1 protein-coding gene is annotated in these 542 nt (G+C 46.7%); it reads left to right on the top strand.

Annotated features, from left to right (window positions below):
- Positions 1-17: 17 nt before the first annotated feature.
- The coding region (locus tag KP705_RS16645; RefSeq protein WP_215765055.1) for a hypothetical protein at positions 18-542 on the top strand (525 nt) is incomplete at its 3' end.

Genomic DNA, 542 nt, shown 5'->3' with positions numbered 1-542 from the left:
CTGATGGATCTCTGAAGATGATGAAGAAGCGTGTCATCAATGATGCTGAGCTTTTCACGAAGCGTGATGAAGGCGAAGCCACGATAGGTGTCCCTAAATCATTGGATATGTTCGGGCCCGATATTGCTATGGCTCTCTGTGTTGAGCCTTCTCTTGATGGTCGTGTCATCGTTGGTGATGAAATAAAATTCGAGCAGATGGAGAATAAGATTGTTGGGCTGATGCTCCCGCATCATGCTTTCTATAACGTCTCTGAACCCTGTCTTATGGTCCAGAATTATACGCAGACGCCTGACACTGAACTCGGCAAAAAGGCTCTCGAACTCATTGAAGTTGTCTCTAAGCGACACCATCAGCAGGTTATCGAAAAACTCCAAAAAATTGGATGCGATGCTCTAACGGGGCGTAATCTGTTTGCGTTGCGTGGTTCGTGGGAGCTTGGCAACAGGGATATCAATGCGGTGGATGATTCCGCAAAAGCATATATGCTTGACACTTACACGATATCTCACATGGGTAGAGGTGGGGGTAGCGTCTTAGAA

The sequence above is a fragment of the Gluconobacter sp. P1D12_c genome, assembly GCF_018812105.1.
Lineage (GTDB): Bacteria > Pseudomonadota > Alphaproteobacteria > Acetobacterales > Acetobacteraceae > Gluconobacter > Gluconobacter oxydans_A.
The sequence above is the reverse complement of the archived record's forward strand: the minus strand, read 5'-3'. Positions and strand labels throughout refer to the sequence as shown.